Raw genomic sequence first — 21,044 nt, 5'->3', positions numbered from 1 at the left:
GTCGCTCAACACCAGCTCAGCCTTCGGTCGGCCTGTTCTCATAGCCCCGCCTCCGCCCCTCAATACACTCGATTAATAGTAGTTATTTGAGGGACAGAACACTAGCTGGTGTTGGAACAGCAGCCTCGAGCGGACTGCGGCCACCCCGAAGCTGCCGACTGCGAGCACGCAACTGACCCGCGGCGAAGCGAGCCCGGCGTATTGGTCTGACGTCAGCGGGGGTAAATAGCACGCGGGCTCAAGGCTGCTTGCGTCTCGCCTCGGCCCTAAAAAGTCAGCACGCCATAGTGCATGGCCTTGGCGATGGCTTGAGAGCGATTGATCACGTCCAGCTTGCGGAAGATATTGCCGAAGTGAAACTTCACCGTTCGCTCGGAAATGCTGAGGATATGCGAGATATCCCAGTTGCTCTTACCTTCCTTGGCCCATTGCAATACCTCCAGCTCACGTCGGGAGATATCGGGCGCCATCAGACTACAGCGGTTCAACTCGCCTGGTCGGTTGAAGATCTCGTGCAGGTGCGGCACCAGATAATCCAGCGCCCCGACATATTCCTCGGCTGGCAAGCTGTCCGGCAGCACCATGGAAATCAGGGTCGAGCCCTTGTGTCCCCGGCCATTCGCCGCACAGGCCAAGCCATTGCTGCCCAGGAAGTCTCGCGAGAGCGCGTGAAACTCAGCGGTGGCCTGTCGACCATGGCCGTAGCTGTCCTGCCAGGTGAACGCCTGATCCTGGCATTGCGATTGCAAAAGTACAGGGTCCTGATGCTGAAAGGAGCGCTGAAAATACAGCTCGATCCATTCCTCGCTGTAGCCGTAATTGATCAGTTGCCGGGACTCGCTCAGGTTGAGCGCGTGGGTATTGTCCAAGCAGACGATCAGAGCGGAGAACGGAATGATGCTGCGCGCCAAGGCGACTACTTGGTCGACATCGTCCTTGTTGCTGCTGGCTTTGATACAGAGCTGCGCCAGCTCCAACAATTTCACCAGGTCTTTACGAGAGTGGAAGGTGCTAGCCATAACATCCATCCTCCAGCGAGCTCCACGCACAACGAGATAGCGTCCATTAACTGCAGGGCACCAGCAAGGTGCATGTAACGGTTGTGATCAACAGCGTACCTACTGCAAAAACGATCCTATAGCCGTGTCTGGATCGATTCAATAATTATTTATCGACCACTATATATTTAAATATAAATCCAACCCTGCGCACACTTTTGCCCAGCGCACGGCATACGGCAGACGGCGGCGGCACAGTCGGGCCATCAGGGTTTGTTCTACAGGGGACATGTGTCAGGACGTGCGAGGTCAACTCGCTTGGGCGGTAAGTTCAGCGCAGCTACTTGGCGCCTGGACGCCGACGCAGCGGTTCACCTTGGCCGACCCAGGATGAACGGCCCCGCGGCAGCTCAAGCACACCGACAGCGCAGTCGACGCCTGGGTAGCGGTTACTGGCGTGGCGCGTAGGCAAACACATCCGCACGCATCTGCTGCGGCGCCATGCCGGCCCCGACCAAGGCGTCCAGGGTGGCATAGATCATCGAAGGCGAGCCGCTGGCATAGACATGCAAGGGGCGCAGATCGGCAAAGTCGGCACTCACCGCCTCATGCAGCAGGCCACAGCGCCCTTCCCAGACGCAGGCGTCGCTGACCACCCGGTGCAGATAGAGATTGGCCAACTGCTGCCATTCGCTCCAGTTCGGCAACTGGTAGAAATCGTCCGGGCTCCGCACGCCCCAGTACAAATGCACGGGATGAGCGAAGCCGCTAACCCGGCAATGCTCGATCAGGCTGTGCATCTGCGCCATGCCGGTACCGGCGGCGATCAGGACCAGCGGCCCTTCCGGCAATTCGGCCAGGTGCGTATCGCCGAACGGCAGTTGCACGCGCGCGAAGCCCTGGCGACGAAGGAAGTCGAGCAGGGCCACGGACGACGCGTCGCGCGCCAGGATATGCAGCTCCAGCTCGCGCCCGGCATGCGGTGCCGAGGCCAGGGAAAACGCCGAATACTCGCCGTCCTCGCGCTGCAACAACAAGTACTGGCCGGCGTGGTAGCGTGGCGGCTTGCCGGCTGGGGCGCGCAGGCGCACACGCCAGACATCGCCACCGACATCCAGGCACTCGACTAACTGACACGCCAGCTCCCGTACCGGCAGCTCACCGGGCGCCAGCACCCCGTCCCAATGCAGCACGCAGTCTTCCAGCGGTTCGGCCAGGCAGGTGAACAGTTCACCATGCGCCACAGTCGCACCGCTCTGCTGCACGCGACCTTCGAGCAGCAAGGCGGCACAGATATGGCAGTTACCGTTGCGACAGGCCTGCGGGCAGTCGAAACCCTGGCGCCGCGCGGCATCGAGGATGCGCTCGCCGGGCAACATCGCCAACACTGCACCCGAGGGTTGTAAGGTAACTTGCATCAATCGATTCCTAACTCTTGCCACAGCTCATCGACACGGCGCTTGACCGCTTCGTCCTGGACGATCACGCGACCCCATTCCCGGCTGGTCTCGCCCGGCCACTTATGGGTGGCATCCAGGCCCATCTTTGAGCCTAGCCCGGAGACCGGTGAGGCGAAATCCAGGTAGTCGATCGGTGTATTGTCGATCAGCACCGTATCGCGCTTGGGGTCCATGCGCGTGGTGATGGCCCAGACCACGTCGTTCCAGTCGCGCGCGTTGACGTCGTCATCGGTGACGATAACGAACTTGGTGTACATGAACTGTCGCAGAAACGACCAGACCCCGAGCATCACCCGCTTGGCATGGCCGGGGTACTGCTTCTTGATGGTCACCACCGCCATGCGGTACGAGCAGCCTTCCGGCGGCAGGTAGAAGTCGGTGATCTCGGGGAACTGCTTCTGCAGGATCGGCACGAACACCTCGTTCAGCGCCACCCCGAGGATCGCCGGCTCATCTGGTGGGCGGCCGGTGTAGGTGCTGTGGTAAATCGGTTTTTGCCGACGGGTGATGCGCTCGACGGTGAACACCGGGAAGCGATCGACCTCGTTGTAATAGCCGGTGTGGTCGCCGTAGGGCCCCTCATCGGCCATCTCGCCGGGATGGATCACTCCTTCCAGGACGATCTCGGCGCTGGCCGGCACCTGCAGCTCACTGCCACGGCACTTCACCAGCTCGGTCTTGTTGCCGCGCAGCAGGCCGGCAAAGGCGTATTCGGACAGGCTGTCCGGCACCGGCGTGACCGCACCGAGAATGGTCGCCGGATCGGCGCCCAGGGCCACCGCCACCGGATAGGGGCGATCCGGAAACTTCTCGCACCAGTCGCGAAAATCCAGGGCGCCGCCGCGGTGGCTCAACCAGCGCATGATCAGCTTGTTGCGGCCGATCACCTGCTGGCGGTAGATACCGAGGTTCTGCCGTTCCTTGTGCGGGCCTTTGGTGACGGTCAGGCCCCAGGTAATCAACGGCGCGACGTCGCCGGGCCAGCAGGTCTGCACCGGCAACTTGCCCAGGTCGACGTCGTCGCCCTCCTCGATCACCTCCTGGCACGGCGCGTCCTTCAGCACCTTGGGCGCCATGGCCAGGACCTTCTTGAAGATCGGCAGCTTGGACCAGGCGTCTTTCAGGCCTTTCGGCGGCTCAGGCTCCTTGAGGAAGGCCAGCAGCTTGCCGATTTCACGCAGCTCACTGACCGCTTCCGCGCCCATGCCCAGCGCCACCCGCTGCGGCGTGCCGAACAGGTTGCCGAGCACCGGCATGCTGAAGCCCGTGGGGTTTTCGAACAACAGGGCCGGGCCGCCCTTGCGCAGGGTGCGGTCGCAGATCTCGGTCATTTCCAACACCGGGGAAACCGCTGTTTGAATGCGTTTGAGCTCGCCGCGCTGTTCCAGGCCACGGATAAAATCGCGCAGATCGCGATACTGCATGCAGAAGCCTCGTGTCGGGCAGTCCAGTCGAGGCGCAAAGTTTAGCGCCGAAGCCGGTCATGCTGAAGGTTCAAGCGAAGTACAGACACACAAAAGCCGGGTCTCCCCGGCCTTTGTGGCTGAACACTAACCAAAGAGCGTAGCGAGCGAAGGTCAGGCAAGGCAAAAGCAGGCGAAGAAGCGGAGTGTACTTTTGTACATGGGCATCTGAGCCTGCTTTTAACGCAGCATCACCGAAGTGAAGTAGACCTGCCTTACTTGCGTCGCATCGACAGGAAGAACTCTTCGTTGGTCTTGGTTGCCTTCAGCTTGTCGGTGAGGAACTCGATGGCGGCGATTTCATCCATCGGATGCAGCAACTTGCGCAGAATCCACATGCGCTGCAGCTCGTCTTCGGCAGTCAGCAACTCTTCGCGGCGAGTGCCGGAACGGTTGATGTTGATCGCCGGGAACACACGCTTCTCGGCGATGCGACGATCCAGCGGCAGCTCCATGTTGCCGGTGCCTTTGAATTCCTCGTAGATCACCTCATCCATCTTCGAGCCGGTTTCCACCAGCGCAGTGGCGATGATGGTCAGCGAACCGCCTTCCTCGATGTTGCGCGCGGCGCCGAAGAAGCGCTTCGGCTTCTCCAGGGCGTGGGCATCGACACCACCGGTGAGGACCTTGCCGGAACTCGGGATCACGGTGTTGTAGGCGCGTGCCAGACGCGTGATGGAGTCGAGCAGGATGACCACATCCTTCTTGTGCTCGACCAGGCGCTTGGCCTTCTCGATGACCATCTCGGCAACCTGCACGTGGCGGGTCGGCGGCTCGTCGAAGGTCGAGGCGACCACTTCGCCACGCACGGTGCGCTGCATCTCGGTCACTTCTTCCGGACGCTCGTCGATCAGCAGGACGATCAGGTGGCATTCGGGGTTGTTGCGGGTGATGTTGGCCGCGATGTTCTGCAACATGATGGTCTTGCCGGCCTTCGGCGGCGCCACGATCAGGCCACGCTGGCCCTTGCCGATCGGCGCGCAGAGGTCGATGACCCGGCCGGTGATGTCTTCGGTGGAGCCGTTGCCGGCTTCCATGACCAGGCGCTTGGTGGGGAACAGCGGCGTCAGGTTTTCGAACAGAATCTTGTTCTTCGCGTTCTCTGGACGATCGTAGTTGATCGTATCGACCTTGAGCAGCGCGAAGTAACGCTCGCCTTCTTTCGGCGGGCGGATTTTACCGACTATGGTGTCGCCGGTGCGCAGGTTGAAGCGGCGGATCTGGCTGGGCGAGACGTAGATGTCGTCGGGGCCGGCCAGGTAGGAGGCATCCGCGGAGCGGAGAAAGCCGAAACCGTCCTGGAGAATCTCCAGCACGCCATCACCGGAGATCTCCTCGCCGCTTTTCGAGTGTTTTTTCAGCAGCGAGAAGATCACGTCCTGCTTGCGCGAACGGGCCATGTTCTCGATGCCCATTTGTTCGGCGAGTTCCAGCAGTTCGGTAATCGGCTTTTGCTTGAGTTCGGTCAGATTCATAGGAATGACGTAATCATGAAGGAGGGAGAATAAGCTATTCGCTTGGGAGGCCGCGCCGCTGGCAAGGCGACTGGATCGCCTGCTGGTATAGCGAAGTATTCGAGTAGGAATGCGGCGACAACGGCTTGCAGAGGGCTGCATAGAAAATACAGCGAGGCCGAATGTAACACCGGCTTAACGAAGGCGTCTAGCCTTCATACAGAAAAAACCCCGCGACTGGCGGGGCTTAATTGATCACGGCAATTCAGATATTGCTGTCGAGGAAAGCCGTCAGTTGCGACTTGGACAGCGCACCGACCTTGGTCGCCTCGACATTGCCGTTCTTGAACAGCATCAGGGTCGGGATACCACGCACGCCGTACTTCGGCGGGGTGTCCTGGTTTTCGTCGATGTTCAACTTACAGACTTTCAGCTTGCCCTGGTAAGTCTGGGCAATTTCGTCGAGAACCGGCGCGATCATCTTGCACGGGCCGCACCACTCAGCCCAATAGTCGACCAGAACCGGCCCTTCGGCCTGGATAACGTCTTGGTCGAAGCTGGCATCGCTGACATTGGTGATGAGTTCGCTCATGGAAAGTCTCCGTGTTCGGAAGCAAAAAGTGGCCGCCATGATAGCCCGGCTTTAGCGACACAGGAAGGTAAGCACTATTGATAGACACTATTGAGCTTGTCTATGGGCCTTGGCAAATTTCTCCGGCAGCCCAGCCGTAAAGCAGAGCAAATGCCCACTCAGTACGCAAGGTGGCCAAGCGGATAAAGTGCTAAATGGCCTGCAGCAGCAGGAAAATCGCGAGCATCCTGCGCCAGAGTCGACGCCCGCATGGCAAGTGCCCAAGCCTAATCGCAAAACGCCCCGACCGCGCAGCAAGATCAGTATGCGTTGGCGTGCCCGGTCTATCATGGCAGGATGGCGGCGTTCCACATCGAGACGCTGCCCCCCATGACGCATACCCCTGCCGAGTCATTGCCATTGATTGCCGCCATCGACCTGGGTTCCAACAGCTTCCACATGGTCCTGGCCAAGGCCGAGCATGGCGAGATTCGCATTCTCGAACGCCTGGGCGACAAAGTGCAGCTGGCCGCCGGTATCGACGAAGACCGCCTGCTCAGCGAGGAAGCCATGCAACGCGGCCTCGACTGCCTGCGCCGCTTCGCCCAGTTGACCGCCAACCTGCCGGAGGGCGCGCTACGCATCGTCGGCACCAACGCCCTGCGCGAGGCGCGCAACCGCGGCGAGTTTATCCGCCGCGCAGAGGCACTGCTCGGCCATCAGGTGGAGGTCATCTCCGGTCGCGAAGAAGCACGGCTGATCTACCTCGGCGTCTCGCACAGCATCGCCGACACCCCGGGCAAGCGCCTGGTGGCCGATATCGGTGGCGGCAGCACCGAGTTCATCATCGGCCAACGCTTCGAACCGCTGCTGCGCGAGAGCCTGCAGATGGGCTGCGTGAGCTACACCCAGCGTTTCTTCAAGGACGGCAAGATCACCCCGGCGCGCTACGCGCAGGCCTACACCGCGGCGCGCCTGGAATTGATGGGCATCGAACACGCCCTGCGACGGATTGGCTGGCAGGAGGCGGTGGGCGCCTCCGGCACCATCAAGGCCATCGGCCTGACCACCAAGGCAGCCGGCCATGGCAACGGTGAGGTGACGCCGCAGGGGCTGGCCTGGCTGAAACGCAAGATCTTCAAGCTCGGCGAGACGGAGAAACTCGACCTCGAGGGCATCAAAGCGGATCGCCGGGCGATCTTTCCCGCCGGACTGGCGATTCTCGAAGCCATCTTCGATGCGTGCGACATCCAGCGCATGAGCCACTCCGAAGGCGCGCTACGGGAAGGCGTGCTGTATGACCTGCTCGGCCGCCATCACCACGAGGACGTGCGCGAGCGGACGCTGAGCGCGCTGCTGGAGCGCTACCACGTCGACCTGGAGCAGGCCGCACGAGTCGAAAGCAAGGCCCTGGAAGCACTGGAGCAGGTTGCAGACAGCTGGCAACTGGACGATGAGTGGCACCGCGAATTGTTGGTGTGGGCGGCGCGGGTGCACGAGATCGGTCTGGACATCGCCCATTACCAGTACCACAAGCACGGTGCCTACCTGATCGAACACTCCGACCTGGCAGGCTTCTCGCGCCAGGACCAACAGATGCTGGCGCTGCTGGTGCGTGGCCATCGGCGCAACATTCCCAAGGACAAGCTCGGCGAATTCGGCAACGACGGCATCAAGCTGATCCGCCTGTGCGTGCTGCTGCGCTTCGCCATTCTGTTCCATCACATCCGCGGCAACCAGGAGTCTCCCATGGTGCGCCTGCAGGCGAGCGGACAGCACCTGGAAATCCGTTTCCCGGAAGACTGGCTGGAAGCCAACCCGCTGACCCAGGCGGACTTCACTCAGGAAGCGGAATGGCTCAAACGCGTCGGCATCGAGCTCAGCGTGCGCTGACCAACGGCACCGTCAGCTTATCCAGCAAGCCCGCCTGGGCACTGCGCGGATGCTGGTTGCCGGTCGGGCTGCTGCGCAGGTAGCGGCCATCGGGCTGCAGGATCCAGCTGTGGGTGTTGTCCGTCAGGTAGGCCTCCAGTTCCTTCTTCACCCGTAGAATCAGTTTCTTGCCTTCTACCGGGAAGCCGGTCTCGACCCGCTTGTCGAGGTTGCGCTCCATCCAGTCGGCACTCGACATATAGATCTTCTCCTCGCCCTCGCTGAGGAAATAGAACACCCGCGTGTGCTCGAGGAAGCGGCCGATGATCGAGCGCACCTGGATATTGTGCGACACGCCGGGGATGCCAGGACGCAGGCAACACATGCCCCGCACCACCAGATCGATCTTCACCCCGGTCTGGCTGGCCTTGTACAAGGCGCGAATGATCTTCGGGTCGGTCAGCGAGTTGAACTTGGCGATGATGTGCGCCGGCTTGCCTTCGCTGGCCAGGTGGGTCTCGCGGGCGATCAGCTCGAGCAGGGTCTTCTTCAGGGTGAAGGGCGCATGCAGCAGCTTCTTCATGCGCAGGGTCTTGCCCATGCCAATCAGCTGACTGAACATCTTCGCCACGTCCTCGCCCAGCGCCACGTCGGCGGTGAGCAGGCTGTAGTCGGTGTACAAACGCGCATTGCCGGCGTGGTAGTTGCCGGTGCCGAGGTGCGCGTAGCGGACGATATCGCCGTTCTCACGACGCAAGATCAACATCATCTTGGCGTGGGTCTTGAAGCCGACCACGCCGTAGATCACCACGGCACCGGCGGCCTGCAGGCGACTGGCCAGGGCCAGGTTGGACTCCTCGTCGAAGCGCGCGCGCAACTCGATCACCGCGGTGACTTCCTTGCCGTTACGCGCGGCTTCCACCAGGGCGTCGACGATTTCCGAGTTGGCCCCGGAGCGGTACAGGGTCTGCTTGATCGCCAGCACGTGCGGGTCTTTCGCCGCCTGGCGCAGCAGGTCGACCACCGGGGTGAAGGACTCGAAGGGGTGCAACAGGAGGATGTCCTGCTTGCTGATCACGCTGAAAATGTTCTCGCTGTTCTGCAGCAGTTTGGGGATCACCGGGGTGAACGGCGGGTATTGCAGCTCCGGGTGACTGGCCAGGCCGGTGATGCTGAACAGCCGGGTCAGGTTGACCGGGCCGCTGACCTGATACAGCTCGCTCTCGGCCAGACCGAACTGCTTGAGCAGATAATCCGACAGATTCTTCGGGCAGGAGTCGACCACCTCCAGACGCACCGCATCGCCGTAGCGCCGCGAGAACAGCTCGCCGCGCAGGGCACGGGCCAGGTCCTCGACATCCTCGGTATCGACCGAGAGGTCGGCGTTACGGGTCAAACGGAACTGGTAGCAACCCTTGACCTTCATGCCCTGGAACAGGTCGTCGGCATGCGCGTGGATCATCGAGGAGAGGAACACATAGTTATCCCCGGCGCCGCCGACCTCTTCCGGCACCCGGATAATCCGCGGCAGCAAGCGCGGCGCCGGGATGATCGCCAGACCGGAATCGCGACCGAAGGCATCGACCCCTTCCAGCTCGACGATGAAGTTCAGGCTCTTGTTCACCAGCAGCGGGAAGGGGTGGGTCGGATCCAGGCCGATGGGGGTGATGATCGGCGCAATCTCGTCGCGAAAATAGCGCCGCACCCAGCTCTTCAGCTTGGCGTTCCAGTGGCGCCGACGGATGAAGCGTACCTGGTGCTTTTCCAGGGCCGGCAACAGGGTCTCATTGAGAATCGCGTACTGGCGCGAAACCTGTTCGTGGGTCAGCTCGGAAATCCGCGCCAGGGCTTGGTGCGGCTGCAGGCCGTCGGCGCCGGCCTGCTCACGGGCGAAGTTGATCTGCTTTTTCAGGCCGGCGACGCGAATCTCAAAGAACTCGTCGAGGTTGCTGGAGAAGATCAGCAGGAACTTCAGCCGCTCCAGCAACGGATAGGACTCATCCAGCGCCTGCTCCAGTACTCGGATGTTGAACTGCAGCTGGGACAGCTCGCGATGGATATACAGGCTGCTGTCATCCAGGCTCGGCACGACCTGCGGCGGTGCCGGCGTTGGCACTTCGACCGGCGGCTGAGTTTCCACCGGTGTTTCGGCGACGACCACGGGCTGGGGGTCGAGCAATTCGCTATCGGTGAGTCCTTCGGTATTCATTAGATCGTCCTGGCAGGACTAGTGCCCCTGCTGTAACAGTTCTGCCGCGCGAACGGCGAAATAGGTGAGGATGCCATCGGCGCCGGCGCGCTTGAAGGCGGTCAGGGATTCGAGAATCACCGCCTCGCTCAACCAGCCATTCTGGATCGCGGCCATGTGCATGGCGTACTCGCCACTGACCTGATAGACAAAAGTCGGCACGCGAAATTCAGCTTTTACCCGCCAGAGGATGTCCAGATAAGGCATGCCCGGCTTGACCATGACCATGTCGGCGCCTTCTGACAAATCCGCCGCCACTTCATGCAGCGCTTCATCGCCATTGGCCGGGTCCATCTGGTAGCTATTCTTGCTGCCTTTGCCGAGGTTGGCGGCTGAGCCCACGGCATCGCGGAACGGCCCGTAATAGGCACTGGCGTATTTGGCCGAGTAGGCCATGATCCGCACGTTGGTGTGATCGGCCAGCTCCAGCGCCTCGCGGATCGCCTGCACGCGACCATCCATCATGTCCGACGGCGCCAGCACCTGGGCACCGGCGGCGGCATGCGACAGCGCCTGTTTGACCAGGGCGTCGACGGTGATGTCGTTCTGCACGTAGCCGTTTTCGTCGAGGATGCCGTCCTGGCCGTGGGTGGTGAAGGGGTCGAGGGCCACATCGCTGATCACCCCCAGTTCGGGGAAACGCGCGCGCAGGGCGCGGATCGCACGCTGGGCGATACCTTCCGGGTTCCAGGCCTCGCTGCCATCCAGCGACTTGTTCTCCAGCGGCGTGACCGGAAACAGCGCCAGCGCCGGAATCCCCAGGGCCACCCATTTTTCCGCCTCCTGCAGCAGCAAGTCGATGGACAAGCGCTCGACGCCCGGCATCGACGGGATCGCCTCGCGGCGGTTGTCACCGTCCAGCACGAACACCGGCAGAATCAGGTCGTCGACACTCAAACGGTGCTCGCGTACCAGACGACGGGAAAAGTCGTCACGGCGGTTGCGGCGCAGGCGGGTACCTGGGAACAGGCGGTTGGCGGGGGTAATGCTCACGACAGACTCCAGAGCCCGCTCGAACGGGCCAGTGTGACAGTTATAAGCGACCATTATGACCAAAGTATGACGGCGCACGACAACGCTGCGACCGCGTGCCGCAACCTCCTGGCGGGTCGCCGGACAAAGCAGGCCGACATTTTCACCTGATACAGGGCAAACGGCTAGCGCAAGACAGGCTCCGCGCAGCCGCTATGCCGCCGGGCTCGGCAAGTCACGCCGCGCCCATAACGCGGCAATCAGGTTCGCCAGGCCGTAGCCCAACAGCAGCGCCCAGACCAGCGCTGCTGCGGGTAACAGGTCAGCGCGCTGGGCCCGCCACAACGCAGGCAGAGTGAGCAGCAGGCGCAGCAGTTCCAGACGCCAGCACATACAAGCCAAAGGCCATCCAGGCCCACCCCAGCAGCAACACCGGCAGGCGCAAACCGGTGCGCATGACAGCAGGGGCACGCCTCCGATCTGCGTGCCCCTGACCACACATTGGCGACTGCCCCTCAACTCCATGAGAATGCGCAGTAACAGGCTATTCTCTTACTGCCTGCGCACCCACCTTGGCCCAACCCTGTAACCAGGAGTATTCGATGAACAAGAAAGTGGCAGTAATTCTTTCTGGCTGCGGCGTTTACGACGGCTCGGAAATTCACGAAAGCGTGATTACCCTGCTGCGTCTGGATCAGCGTGGCGCCAAGGTGCAATGCTTCGCGCCGAACGTGCCCCAGTTGCATGTGGTCGATCACTACAGTGGCGACGAGATGGATGAAACGCGCAATGTGCTGGTCGAATCGGCGCGCATCGCCCGTGGCAAGATCAAGGACGTGCGCGAGCTGCATGTTGCCGATTTCGACGCCCTGCTCATGCCCGGCGGTTTCGGCGTGGCGAAAAATCTCTCCGACTTCGCCCTGAGCGGCGCCAACTGCACGGTGCAAGCCGACGTATTGAGCGCCGCCCAGGCGTTCGTCAAGGCCAACAAACCGGTCGGCCTGATGTGCATCTCGCCCGTCTTGGCGACGCAGATATTCGGCAAGGGCGTGGTCTGCACCATCGGCAACGACCATGAGACGGCCGCGACATTGACCCAGATGGGCGCCGTGCACAACGAGTGCGAGGTCGAGGACATCGTCGAAGACGCATCGCACAAACTGATCAGCACCCCGGCCTATATGCTCGCCCAGTCGATCAGCGAGGCGGCGTCCGGCATCAACAAGCTGGTCGACCGGGTACTGGAACTGGCCCACGCGCAATAACCGGCTGATCGGCACGGCCCGCACAGTGGACTACGCCGAACCCGCCAATGCACGCGGCACAACCGCCGCGCCTCTGGTCAAGGCTGACTCACTGCGGCAGCGTGGCGCTATAGCCACGGAGATTCGCGCCCATGACCACGCAACCCTTTGAACTCACCGCCGAGCTGCAACAGGCGGTGAGTAGCTTCTTTCAGCGCATCCCGTTCAATCAGCTCCTGGGCATCCAGCTCGACGAGCTGTCGCCCGAACGGGTACTGATGTCCCTGCCGATGAAAGATGAACTGATCGGCAACTTCATGCACGGCATCCTGCATGGCGGGGTAATTTCCTCGATATTGGATGTGGCCGGTGGTGCCATGGCGCTGATCGGCGCCTTCGAGCGTCACCAGCACCTGTCCGGTACCGAGCGCATTACGCGACTGTCCAAGCTCGGCACCATCGACCTGCGCGTCGACTACCTGCGCCCCGGGCGCGGCAAGCACTTCATCGCCAGCGCCGTGCTGCTGCGTTCAGGCAACAAGGTCGCGGTAGTACGCAGCGAGCTGCACAGCGATGACGGCACCCTGGTGGCAGTGGGCACCGGTACTTATCTCTGCGGCTAAATGCGCATCAGCCGGGTCAGGATACGATCCAGGGCATTGGCGAAGGCTTGCCGGTCCTTGTCCCCATAGGGTGCCTGACCACTTCCGACCTGGCCCTGCTCACGCAGGTCGGTAAACAGATTGCGCACCGCCAAACGCTCGCCCATGTTGCGTTCATCGAATTCCTTGCCGCGCGGGTCCAGGGCCGCCACGCCTTTCTTCACCAGCCGGTCGGCCAGCGGCACATCGCTGCAGATCACCAGCTCACCAGGCACCGCGTGCTCCACCAGGTAATCGTCCGCCGCATCCGGGCCGCTCGGCACCACGATCAGGCGCACGCAGGCGAAGGCTGGCCGGGGCTGCGCCTGACCGGCCACCAGTACCACCTCGAAACTGCGTTTGAGGGCGAACTTCACCAACTGATCCCGCGCGGCTTTAGGGCAGGCGTCGGCATCTATCCATACGCGCATCGATAACCACTCTCCATGGGCCAGGCAGCGCCCGGCGACTCGTCCATCATGTCGGCTTTCAGCGACGACGCCAGCGCCCGCCTACGCATGCTCTACTGAGGCGCGGCGCCGCTCACCACGCCAGCTGCGAGCATACAACGCGATCACCGCCAACGTCGCCACGGCCTGCGCCGAGAGGCTATAGGCATCGGCATGGATACCCAGCCAGTCGAAATCGACGAACGACACGGGTCGCGTGCCCAGCACCCCGGCTTCCTGTAGCGCCGCCACACCGTGGCCGGCGAACACCACCGACAACACGCAGAGCAGGATGGCGTTGGCACTGAAGAAGGTCGCCAAGGGCAACTTGCGCGAGCCGCGCAGCACTACCCAGGCCAGACCGACCAGCAGCAACACTGCCGTCGCCGCGCCGGCCAGCACCATGCCGTGGCCCGCTGGCCCCGCCTGCAACCAAAGGGTTTCGTAGAACAGGATGACCTCGAACAGCTCGCGATACACCGAAAAGAAGGCCAGCACGGCGAAACCGAAGCGTCCGCCGCCGCCCACCAGGCTGGCGTTGATGTAGGTCTGCCAGGCCGCTGCGTGCCTGCGGTCGTGCATCCACACCCCAACCCAGAGCAACACCACACTGGCAAACAATGCGGTGACGCCCTCCAGCAGTTCGCGTTGCGCGCCACTGACGTCGATCACGTACGCCGCCAGGGCCCAGCTGCCGAGCCCAGCCAGCAGCGCCAACGCCCAGCCCAGGTGCACGCTGCGCGCGGCCTGCTGCTGACCGGTGTTGTTCAGGTAGGCGAGAATCGCCGCCAGCACCAGGATGGCCTCCAGTCCTTCACGCAGGAGGATCAACAGGCTGGAAAGAAAGCTCAGCGACGCATTCATCTGGCCGCCCGCCAGCAGCTTGGCCGACTCGTCCAGCGCCGCCTTGGCCATTGCCAATGCCTGCGCCGCCCGCGCCGGACTGACAGCATCCTGCAGCGCCTGCCGATACGCCATCAACGCGCGTTCTGCGGACTTGCGCTGCAGCGGGTCGAGGTTATCCAGGGCACTCTCGACCAGCTCGAAACCTTCCAGGTAAGCCGCCACGGCAAGGTCGTAGGCCTGCTCGGAGCGGCCGTCGCGATAGGCCTGCAAGCTCTGCTCGAGGGTGGTGGCGCTAAACTCGAGCAACTCCTGCGGACCGCGTTGCGCCTGCGGCGGTCGTGCGCGCTGGGCACGGAAGGCGGCGGCATCCTGCGCGCCTCGACGTCCGGCGATTTCCTCGGGCGTAGAGCCGGCCAGCTCCGCCAGACTGAAGCGGGAATTGCCGGCCTGCGCCGGATCGGCGGTGAACGAGGCAATGTAGCTGGCCAGGTCCCAGCGCTGACGTTCGTCCAGCTGATCAGCGAAAGCCGGCATGTCGGTGCCGTCGATCCCCAGGCCGAGCGTATTGAACAGGTCGTACAGACTCATGCGATCCAGCCGTGCGCTATCGCGCAGGTCGGCTGGCGGCGGCAGCAGACCGATCCCCGCCGGTCCATCCCCCGCCCCGCTGTCACCATGGCAGACCGCACACTGCTGGGCGAACAGCGGGGCGCCGCGGGCCGCATCGGGGGTAATGGCCGGGGCCCGCGTCACCCCATACACCTCAGCCAGACGAGTCGCCAGCTGGCGGGCCTGGCGGGTCACCTGCGGGCCATCCCGGCGCTGACTGACCACTTCGCGCAGACTGACGACGCCTTGCTCCAGTTCAACCCGCCCGGCGCGGGCCGGCAGGGCAACGATCAACCCCTGCAACACCGCGAGAAATTCCAACTGCTGGCGGTACTCAGCCGAGTCGACGACACGGCCAGCCGAGACGCTAAGCGGGTAGTCGGCGCCGATATAGCCGAGCAAGTGCAGGGATCGAGCGGCACTGTCGCCGGTTTCGGCGAAGGCCACGAGGCTAATCAGGGAGAGGGCTGACACCACCACAACAGCCAACCAGCGCGGGCACCTAAGCATGGGCTAATCCAAAATGAGAATATTTTAGATTTAATTGTTGCCCTCCTCGCGCTTCAACTCAAGTCGCCAATCGATCGCCCGCTGCGACCCATTGTCACAAGCCCTCACTGACGCAGCGCGCCTGCACGTGCTGCGGTGCATCGCCGACGTCTTGCACGGGATGCGAGTAAAGCGCAAACGAGGCCGTTGCCGGCAACCCGAATGGCCTGCTGACGGCCTTCCCGAGCAACGCCTTCGCGTCGGTCCAGTCACTCACCCTGGTCGCCATCCACACCGCAGCCGCAGGGGCTGGACTGGCGCGCAGCAGCCCATGGCCGCGGCGTAGAACTGGGCCAAGCCCCTCAGCGGATCACGCCGGAACGCGGCGCACCGTGGCCAGGAGCGCCGCCGCACCGACGAATAGCACGGCGAAGCTGCGGTTCATCACCCGCTGCTGACGGGGGCTGCGCAGCACGCGCAAGACCCGTGAGGCCAGCCCGGTATAGCCGGCCATGACGATCAGGTCGACGCAGATCATGGTCACGCCCATCATCCAGTACTGCGCCAGCAACGGCGCCTGTGGATTAACGAACTGCGGCAACACCGCGAGCATGAAGATAATCGCCTTGGGGTTGCTGATATTCACCAGAAAGCCGCGCAGCACCAGGGTCAGGGGACGTCCCAGCGGGCGTTCCGACGATTCTGCGGCGAGGTCGCTGGGCAACGCCCGCCACTGCCGGTAGCCGAGATAGACCAGGTACAGCACACCGAACCACTTGATCAGGCTGAAAGCCAGCGCCGAGGTCGCGAGAATCGCCCCAACACCGGCGGCGACGATGGCGATCTGCAAGGCCAGGCCCACTTGCAGGCCCAGCGCGGTCCAGTAACCGCGCCAGAAACCGTATTGCAAACCGGCGGACATCGAGGCGATCGCCCCGGCACCCGGCGACAGGCTGATGACCCAACAGGCCACGAAAAACGCAAGCCAGGTTTCCAACGCCATGGCAGATACCTCCAGACAGGGTGATGAACGACGGCCCGTCAGGCCGCAGCAGAGAGTGGGCTAGTTGCACAGCATTGGTAAGCAGCCCCACGAAAAAGGGGCAGGCCAATAGCCTACCCCTTGCGCCGTGACGCGCCCAGCTCGACCATCAGTCCGGTGAGCCTTTTCGCAGCTGCACCGGAGCCTGCGCTTGTTTGCGTGCCATGGCGCCGCGCAGGCGAATATTGATCGCCTCCACCGCCAATGAGAAGGCCATGGCGAAGTAGACGTAGCCCTTGGGCACATGCACCCCGAAGGATTCGGCCACCAACAGGGTACCGACCATGATCAGGAACGACAGCGCGAGCATCTTCAGCGATGGATGCTTGTCGATAAAGTCACTGATGGTGCCGGCCGACAGCATCATCACGATCACCGAGATGATGATCGCCGCGATCATCACCGGCACGTTGTCGACCAGGCCGACGGCGGTGATCACCGAGTCCAGGGAAAACACAATATCGATGATGGCGATCTGCACGATGATTCCCAGGAAGCCATAGCTCTTGCTACCGACAGCGTGCTCCTCCTCGGCCCCTTCCAGGCTTTGAAAAATCTCCATGGTGCTCTTGAACAACAGAAACAAGCCGCCGAAGAACAGGATCAAGTCGCGCCCGGAAACACCATGTTCGAACACCTGGAACAGGTCAGCAGTCAGGCGCATCACCCAGCTGATCGACAGCAGCAGGAGAATCCGCGTGCCCATGGCCAGCGCCAGGCCAAAAAAGCGTGCCTTCGGCTGCTGCGCCTTGGGCAGGCGGCTGACCAGAATCGAGATAAAGATGATGTTATCGATGCCGAGGACAATTTCCAGGGCCGTCAGGGTGAAAAATGCGACCCAGATTTCCGGGTTGGCGAGCCATTCCATAGGGGGTTAAATCTCGTGAGTGCGAAAGGTTGGAGCTGGTCATTGCGCCAGTGGCGCGCGGCGCAATGCTAGCAACAAGGGGATTGAGCGCAAGCCTATCTGCGCAGGGCAGCGGCGACTAGCGTGGCACCGCCGCACAGGCCGTGCCAGGGGGGCCAAGGCTCAACTACTGGCCGCCTCCAAAGCCTGCTGCAAGCTTTCGAGGGCTTCCAGAGCAGTCATCCAGCGCTCTTCCAGGTCGGCTTCGCGGCTCTTCAAGGCCGCCTGTTCGGCCAGCAACTCACGCAACTGGTCTTTGCGCGCCGCCTCATAGACCGCACTGTCACCCAGGCGCGCCTCGACCCCGGCGAGCTGCACATGCAGTTGACCGAGCTCTTTTTCCAGCTTGTCGGCCTCACGCTTGTGCGGCGCCAGTTGCTGGCGCAGCGCCGCTGCCGCCTGGCGCTGGCCACGCTTGTCGGTTTTATCCAGAGTGCTTTCGTTGCTGCTCGACGGAGCCTGGCGCACCCGGTAATCCACCAGCCAGCGCGCATAGTCTTCCAGGTCACCGTCGAACGGTTGCACCCGACCATCGGAGACCAGGAAGAACTCGTCGGTGGTGCTTTTCAGCAGATGACGATCGTGGGAGACCACCACCACAGCGCCGCTGAATTCCTGCAGCGCCATGGTCAGCGCCAGGCGCATCTCCAGGTCGAGGTGGTTGGTCGGCTCATCGAGCAACAGCAGGTTGGGCTTGCCCCAGGCGATCAAGGCCAAGGCCAGACGGGCCTTCTCGCCACCGGAGAAGTTCAGCACCGGCTCGTCGCAACGCCCGCCTCGAAAATCGAAGCCACCGAGAAAATCGCGCAGTGTCTGCTCGCGCTCGCCGGGGGCCAGGCGCTGAAAGTGCAACAGCGGACTGGCCTTGTCGTCCAGGGCGTCAAGCTGATGCTGGGCGAAATAGCCCACCACCAGATTCTCGCCGCGCTGCACACGACCACCGATGGGCTGCAATTCACCCGCCAGGGTTTTGATCAGGGTCGATTTGCCCGCGCCGTTGGGCCCGAGCAAGCCGATCCGCGCGCCGGGCGCCAAGCTCAGCTTGACCTGCTCGAGCACCACCTTGTCGCCATAGCCGAGACGGCCTTCGCTGACATCGAGCAGCGGGCTGGAGATCTTGCTGGCCTCACGGAAGCTGAAATCGAACGGCGAATCGACATGCGCGGCAGACAGCTCCTCCATGCGTTCCAGCGCCTTGATCCGGCTCTGCGCCTGGCGCGCCTTGGTCGCCTGAGCCTTGAAGCGAGCGATGTATTTTTCCATGTGCGCGCGCTGCGCTTGTTGCTTCTCGAAGGCCTGTTGCTGCTGCGCCAGACGCTCGGCACGGGTGCGCTCGAACGCCGAGTAGCCACCGCGATAGAGGGTCAACTTGCGCTGATCGACGTGCGCGACGTGATCGACCACCGCATCGAGGAAGTCACGGTCGTGAGAAATCAGCAGCAAGGTGCCGGGATAACTCTGCAACCAGCCTTCCAGCCAAAGGATCGCATCCAGATCCAGGTGGTTGGTCGGCTCGTCGAGCAGCAGCAGGTCGGATGGACACATCAACGCCTGCGCCAGGTTCAGGCGCATGCGCCAGCCACCAGAAAAATCGCCCACCCGGCGATCCATCTGCGCGCTGGCAAACCCCAGGCCGGCGAGCAGTTTGCGCGCACGGGCGTCGGCGCTGTAGCCGTCGAGGTTGTCCAGTTCGGTATGCAAACGGGCGATGGCCGCGCCGTCGTGCGCCGCCTCGGCGGCAGCCAGCTCGTCTTGTACGCGGCGCAAGTGCAGGTCGCCATCGAGCACATAGTCGACCGCCTGGCGCTCGACCGCATCGATTTCCTGGCGCATATGGGCAATTCGCCAGTCGGCGGGAATCAGGCAGTCGCCGGCGTCCGCGCTCAACTCGCCGCGGAGCAACGCGAACAGGCTGGATTTGCCGGCGCCATTGGCGCCGATCAGACCGGCTTTGTGGCCGGGATGCAGGGTCATCTCGGCGTCTTCTAGCAGACGCTGAGGGCCACGCTGTAAAGTGAGGTTCTGGAGTCGGATCATAATGGCGGCGGATTCTATCAGAGTCGCCCGCCGCGTACTTGGAAAGCACCATGCCCTCTGACCTGTGGCGTTTCGCCGAAGACTTTTACCAACGCCCTGGCGTCGAAAACGCCTGCCTGCATCTGCAGGCCCAGGGCGCGGACGTCTGCCTGCTGATCTGCGCGGCCTGGCTCGACCGACGTAACGTGGCCTATAGCCGATCGCACGCCGAACGGCTAAGCGCGGCAGCGCAGCCCTGGCAGCGTGAGGTGGTCGGCGCACTCAGGCAACTCCGCCAGGCCTGGCGCGAGCCCGCCCGCAGCGACCCGGCCTTGGCGACACTCCGCGAGCAGGTTAAACGACTGGAACTGGACGCCGAGCGCGTGCAACTGGAGCGCCTGGCCTCACTCAGCGCCGACTGGCCGAGCGAGGGTGGACCGTCTCAGTCGAGCTGGTTAGAGGCACTGACGTCGACGCAAACCAGCGAAGACCGCGGCGCGCTGGAACACTTGCGCGCCGCGACCCTGATGCCTTAGGACGCGGCTGGCGGCGTGCTGCCATTGCCCGCAGGGGCCACACTCGGAGCCTTCACCGCCGACTCCGCCGCAGGAGTCACCGAGCCACTGGCGACAGCCTTAGGGGTGGCCGGTTTGGCGGCCACCGGTTTTTTCACCGCAGGCTTGACCACTGGCTTTTTAGTCGCCGGTTTGGCAGTTGATTTAACCGCCTGTTTCGTAGCGGGTTTAGCCACGGGTTTGGCAGTTGGCTTAGCCGTTGGCTGGGCCTTGGGACTGCTCGCGGCTTTCGTCGCAGGTGGGGTACCTGTCGCCGGTTTTGCAGCGGGCTTGGCGGCTACCGGCCTCTTGGCCACGGGCTTGGTGGTCGGTTTGGCCCCTGACTGGCTCGCGGGTTTGGCTGGCGTTTTAGCGGTAGGTTTAGCGGCTGGCTTGGCGACTGGCTTGGCCGCGACTTTAGCAGGCGCGTTGCTAGCCGGCTTGGCGGCTACCGCTGCTGGTTTTTTCGCTGCGGGCTTGCTAGCCGGTTTTGTTGCGGCCTTGGCCGCCGTGACCGCTGCCGGGCTGGCGGCAACCTTGGCTGCAGCTGTGGCAGCCGGCCTGGTAGTCCGGCGGGCAGCAGGTTTGGCAGCCGCCTTGGCCGCGACATTGCTCGCCACAGGTTTCGCCGCTGGCGCCTTAGCATCGCGCCGGCTCAACGCCTTGACTGCCGCCTCCTTGACCTTGCCCACACCCTGGGCGAGTTTCAGACTTTCCTGAGCATCGCGTTTGAGTTGCACGATGTAACTACGGGTTTCGGTTTGCCGTGCTTTAAGGGTATCGAGTAGTTCTTCCAACTCGTCCACTGCTGCCCTGGCTTTGGCCTGCGCCTTGGCCTTTCCGGCACTGGCTGCGTCTTGCAGCTTGACGCTCGCCTTGTGCAATTTCGCCTGGGCTTTGCCGCGCTGCTTCTCTAATGTGGCGAGGAGTTTTTCGGCCTCGCTCTGCGCCTGATCACAGGCCTGTTGCAGGTGTTCGAGCAGGCTATGGGACAGCTGCTGCAGCAGATGCAGCGGCGTGTTAACCGCTTTCTTGTTCACGTTTTTCTTGGCCGACATGGCACGCCTCCTGGCGGTTGGAGATGCAGCCATACTAGCCCCCAGACTCGCCGGTCGCTAGTTTTCGCACTGGCCGCCAAGGTACGCCTGGCCTAGCCCTAAGCATCCTGGACCGGGAAAGACACATCCCCCACTCGCGCCAGTGCTTGTT

At 62.8% G+C, this 21,044-nt stretch carries 18 protein-coding genes; 4 read left to right on the top strand and 14 right to left on the bottom strand.

Annotated features, from left to right (window positions below; genetic code table 11):
* Positions 1-266 precede the first annotated feature (266 nt).
* The 5 genes from FBY03_RS15850 to trxA all read right to left on the bottom strand — a co-directional run bounded on the left by FBY03_RS15850 (position 267) and on the right by trxA (position 5,967).
* Entirely contained in the window at positions 267-1,019 is a 753-nt protein-coding gene (locus tag FBY03_RS15850; protein WP_178090671.1) for a LuxR family transcriptional regulator, read from the bottom strand.
* Between the two features lie 428 nt (positions 1,020-1,447).
* Entirely contained in the window at positions 1,448-2,416 is a 969-nt protein-coding gene (locus tag FBY03_RS15845; protein WP_147173330.1) for a CDP-6-deoxy-delta-3,4-glucoseen reductase, read from the bottom strand.
* Entirely contained in the window at positions 2,416-3,882 is a 1,467-nt protein-coding gene (ubiD, locus tag FBY03_RS15840; protein WP_147173329.1) for a 4-hydroxy-3-polyprenylbenzoate decarboxylase, read from the bottom strand. The genes FBY03_RS15845 and ubiD overlap by 1 nt, the downstream gene beginning before the upstream one ends.
* A 254-nt stretch (positions 3,883-4,136) precedes the next feature.
* Positions 4,137-5,396 carry a transcription termination factor Rho gene (gene rho, locus FBY03_RS15835; protein ID WP_147173328.1) on the bottom strand — a complete coding sequence of 420 codons (1,260 nt, stop codon included), beginning with the start codon at positions 5,394-5,396 and terminating at the stop codon, positions 4,137-4,139.
* Positions 5,397-5,640: 244 nt separating this feature from the next.
* Positions 5,641-5,967 carry a thioredoxin TrxA gene (gene trxA, locus FBY03_RS15830; RefSeq protein ID WP_147173327.1) on the bottom strand — a complete coding sequence of 109 codons (327 nt, stop codon included), beginning with the start codon at positions 5,965-5,967 and terminating at the stop codon, positions 5,641-5,643.
* 369 nt (positions 5,968-6,336) lie between these two features.
* On the opposite strand from trxA, the gene ppx reads away from it, so the two are divergent.
* Entirely contained in the window at positions 6,337-7,839 is a 1,503-nt protein-coding gene (gene ppx / locus FBY03_RS15825; protein ID WP_147173326.1) for an exopolyphosphatase, read from the top strand.
* Here the strand turns inward: ppx and ppk1 are convergent.
* The 3 genes from ppk1 to FBY03_RS15810 all read right to left on the bottom strand — a co-directional run bounded on the left by ppk1 (position 7,826) and on the right by FBY03_RS15810 (position 11,431).
* Positions 7,826-10,027, bottom strand: a complete 2,202-nt coding sequence (ppk1, locus tag FBY03_RS15820; protein WP_147173325.1) for a polyphosphate kinase 1 — start codon at positions 10,025-10,027, stop codon at positions 7,826-7,828. The genes ppx and ppk1 overlap by 14 nt on opposite strands.
* Before the next feature lie 18 nt (positions 10,028-10,045).
* Complete coding sequence (gene hemB / locus FBY03_RS15815; protein ID WP_147173324.1) at positions 10,046-11,059, bottom strand: porphobilinogen synthase; 1,014 nt, start codon at positions 11,057-11,059, stop codon at positions 10,046-10,048.
* A gap of 192 nt (positions 11,060-11,251) precedes the next feature.
* The gene (locus FBY03_RS15810; RefSeq protein ID WP_147173323.1) at positions 11,252-11,431 is read right to left on the bottom strand and encodes a hypothetical protein; all 180 of its coding nucleotides are present in this window, start codon (positions 11,429-11,431) and stop codon (positions 11,252-11,254) included.
* 209 nt (positions 11,432-11,640) lie between these two features.
* Here FBY03_RS15810 and elbB point away from each other — a divergent pair, with 209 nt between their 5' ends.
* Both elbB and FBY03_RS15800 read left to right on the top strand, forming a co-directional pair.
* Positions 11,641-12,303 carry an isoprenoid biosynthesis glyoxalase ElbB gene (gene elbB / locus FBY03_RS15805; protein ID WP_147173322.1) on the top strand — a complete coding sequence of 221 codons (663 nt, stop codon included), beginning with the start codon at positions 11,641-11,643 and terminating at the stop codon, positions 12,301-12,303.
* A 131-nt stretch (positions 12,304-12,434) separates the two neighbouring features.
* On the top strand, positions 12,435-12,905 hold the full coding sequence (locus FBY03_RS15800) for a thioesterase family protein (RefSeq protein ID WP_147173321.1): 471 nt from the start codon (positions 12,435-12,437) through the stop codon (positions 12,903-12,905).
* Here FBY03_RS15800 and FBY03_RS15795 read toward each other — a convergent pair.
* The 5 genes from FBY03_RS15795 to FBY03_RS15775 all read right to left on the bottom strand — a co-directional run bounded on the left by FBY03_RS15795 (position 12,902) and on the right by FBY03_RS15775 (position 19,302).
* On the bottom strand, positions 12,902-13,354 hold the full coding sequence (locus tag FBY03_RS15795; RefSeq protein WP_147173320.1) for a YaiI/YqxD family protein: 453 nt from the start codon (positions 13,352-13,354) through the stop codon (positions 12,902-12,904). The two genes, FBY03_RS15800 and FBY03_RS15795, sit on opposite strands and share 4 nt — an antisense overlap.
* Positions 13,355-13,435: 81 nt before the next feature.
* Complete coding sequence (locus FBY03_RS15790) at positions 13,436-15,337, bottom strand: cytochrome c/FTR1 family iron permease (protein ID WP_147173319.1); 1,902 nt, start codon at positions 15,335-15,337, stop codon at positions 13,436-13,438.
* A 349-nt stretch (positions 15,338-15,686) separates the two neighbouring features.
* Positions 15,687-16,319: a homoserine/homoserine lactone efflux protein gene (gene rhtB, locus FBY03_RS15785; RefSeq protein ID WP_147173318.1), complete on the bottom strand. Its 633-nt coding sequence runs from the start codon at positions 16,317-16,319 to the stop codon at positions 15,687-15,689.
* Between the two features lie 148 nt (positions 16,320-16,467).
* Positions 16,468-17,226, bottom strand: coding sequence for a TerC family protein (locus FBY03_RS15780; protein ID WP_147173317.1), 759 nt, complete (start codon positions 17,224-17,226; stop codon positions 16,468-16,470).
* A gap of 162 nt (positions 17,227-17,388) precedes the next feature.
* Positions 17,389-19,302 carry an ATP-binding cassette domain-containing protein gene (locus FBY03_RS15775; protein WP_147173316.1) on the bottom strand — a complete coding sequence of 638 codons (1,914 nt, stop codon included), beginning with the start codon at positions 19,300-19,302 and terminating at the stop codon, positions 17,389-17,391.
* A 50-nt stretch (positions 19,303-19,352) separates the two neighbouring features.
* Here FBY03_RS15775 and FBY03_RS15770 point away from each other — a divergent pair, with 50 nt between their 5' ends.
* The gene (locus FBY03_RS15770; RefSeq protein WP_147173315.1) at positions 19,353-19,817 is read left to right on the top strand and encodes a TIGR02444 family protein; all 465 of its coding nucleotides are present in this window, start codon (positions 19,353-19,355) and stop codon (positions 19,815-19,817) included.
* On the opposite strand, the gene FBY03_RS15765 is transcribed toward FBY03_RS15770, so the two are convergent.
* Complete coding sequence (locus tag FBY03_RS15765; RefSeq protein ID WP_147173314.1) at positions 19,814-20,893, bottom strand: AlgP family protein; 1,080 nt, start codon at positions 20,891-20,893, stop codon at positions 19,814-19,816. The two genes, FBY03_RS15770 and FBY03_RS15765, sit on opposite strands and share 4 nt — an antisense overlap.
* Positions 20,894-21,044: the final 151 nt, after the last annotated feature.

The organism is Pseudomonas sp. SJZ079 (assembly GCF_007993865.1).
In the GTDB taxonomy this organism is placed as follows: Bacteria; Pseudomonadota; Gammaproteobacteria; order Pseudomonadales; family Pseudomonadaceae; genus Aquipseudomonas.
The sequence above is the reverse complement of the archived record's forward strand: the minus strand, read 5'-3'. Positions and strand labels throughout refer to the sequence as shown.

What these genes read in the sequence shown, in the direction of transcription:
- FBY03_RS15850 (WP_178090671.1), bottom strand. Translation starts at nt 1,019, where the DNA reads ATGGCTAGCACCTTCCACTCTCGTAAAGACCTGGTGAAATTGTTGGAG.
- FBY03_RS15845 (WP_147173330.1), bottom strand. Translation starts at nt 2,416, where the DNA reads ATGCAAGTTACCTTACAACCCTCGGGTGCAGTGTTGGCGATGTTGCCC.
- ubiD (WP_147173329.1), bottom strand. Translation starts at nt 3,882, where the DNA reads ATGCAGTATCGCGATCTGCGCGATTTTATCCGTGGCCTGGAACAGCGC.
- rho (WP_147173328.1), bottom strand. Translation starts at nt 5,396, where the DNA reads ATGAATCTGACCGAACTCAAGCAAAAGCCGATTACCGAACTGCTGGAA.
- trxA (WP_147173327.1), bottom strand. Translation starts at nt 5,967, where the DNA reads ATGAGCGAACTCATCACCAATGTCAGCGATGCCAGCTTCGACCAAGAC.
- ppx (WP_147173326.1), top strand. Translation starts at nt 6,337, where the DNA reads ATGACGCATACCCCTGCCGAGTCATTGCCATTGATTGCCGCCATCGAC.
- ppk1 (WP_147173325.1), bottom strand. Translation starts at nt 10,027, where the DNA reads ATGAATACCGAAGGACTCACCGATAGCGAATTGCTCGACCCCCAGCCC.
- FBY03_RS15810 (WP_147173323.1), bottom strand. Translation starts at nt 11,431, where the DNA reads ATGTGCTGGCGTCTGGAACTGCTGCGCCTGCTGCTCACTCTGCCTGCG.
- elbB (WP_147173322.1), top strand. Translation starts at nt 11,641, where the DNA reads ATGAACAAGAAAGTGGCAGTAATTCTTTCTGGCTGCGGCGTTTACGAC.
- FBY03_RS15800 (WP_147173321.1), top strand. Translation starts at nt 12,435, where the DNA reads ATGACCACGCAACCCTTTGAACTCACCGCCGAGCTGCAACAGGCGGTG.
- FBY03_RS15795 (WP_147173320.1), bottom strand. Translation starts at nt 13,354, where the DNA reads ATGCGCGTATGGATAGATGCCGACGCCTGCCCTAAAGCCGCGCGGGAT.
- FBY03_RS15790 (WP_147173319.1), bottom strand. Translation starts at nt 15,337, where the DNA reads ATGCTTAGGTGCCCGCGCTGGTTGGCTGTTGTGGTGGTGTCAGCCCTC.
- rhtB (WP_147173318.1), bottom strand. Translation starts at nt 16,319, where the DNA reads ATGGCGTTGGAAACCTGGCTTGCGTTTTTCGTGGCCTGTTGGGTCATC.
- FBY03_RS15780 (WP_147173317.1), bottom strand. Translation starts at nt 17,226, where the DNA reads ATGGAATGGCTCGCCAACCCGGAAATCTGGGTCGCATTTTTCACCCTG.
- FBY03_RS15775 (WP_147173316.1), bottom strand. Translation starts at nt 19,302, where the DNA reads ATGATCCGACTCCAGAACCTCACTTTACAGCGTGGCCCTCAGCGTCTG.
- FBY03_RS15770 (WP_147173315.1), top strand. Translation starts at nt 19,353, where the DNA reads ATGCCCTCTGACCTGTGGCGTTTCGCCGAAGACTTTTACCAACGCCCT.
- FBY03_RS15765 (WP_147173314.1), bottom strand. Translation starts at nt 20,893, where the DNA reads ATGTCGGCCAAGAAAAACGTGAACAAGAAAGCGGTTAACACGCCGCTG.